Origin of the sequence: Rhizobium sp. MHM7A (assembly GCF_005862215.1) — a bacterium.
Lineage (GTDB): Bacteria > Pseudomonadota > Alphaproteobacteria > Rhizobiales > Rhizobiaceae > Rhizobium > Rhizobium bangladeshense.
Map to the genome: position 1 here is coordinate 1 of NZ_VCHT01000082.1, position 569 is coordinate 569.

Consider the following 569-nt stretch of genomic DNA (forward strand, 5'->3'; position numbering starts at 1 on the left):
GCTCCCGCGAAGAGCCAGTTCCGTCTTCCCACGCCTATCGGACGCAGTGCCCGCTCGGCGGAATTGTTGTCGATCGCAACACGGCCGTCTTCGAGGAACAGACAGAGCGAGGACCATCGGCTCAATCCGTAGCGGAAAGCTGTCGCCAGATCGCTTTTGCCCGGGATGCGCGTTAGTTGAGCTTCAGCCCAGTGGCGGAATGCATCTACCTTAGGCTTGCTCTGGGTCTGACGCACGGCAAGTCGGACCTCAGGAGGCTGCCCGTTGATGCCACGCTCGATGTCGTAAAGCGCTCCGATGCGATCGAGAGCCTCTCGCGCAATCTCCGACTTGTTTGATGTCCAGATGTCGTGGAAGTCTCGTCGCCAATGAGCCCAGCAGGCGGCCTCCTTAAAGCGAGATGTTCCATTCTCTCCAGGCGAGTATAGCTTGCCATATCCTTTGTAGCCGTCAGCCTGAAGGATGCCGCTTGATTGCTTGAGGTGGCGGTGGGGCGATGTCACGTTGTCGGCAACTTAACGGGTGGCGGATAATTCGGTTGAGATGACCTCATCGACCATCAGCTACAA

The 569-nt window shown here is 58.0% G+C and carries 1 pseudogene; it reads right to left on the reverse strand.

From position 1 onward, the window contains the following. Nucleotides 1-491: pseudogene (locus tag FFR93_RS40495) on the reverse strand (IS66 family transposase); the annotation flags it as partial. Nucleotides 492-569: the final 78 nt, after the last annotated feature.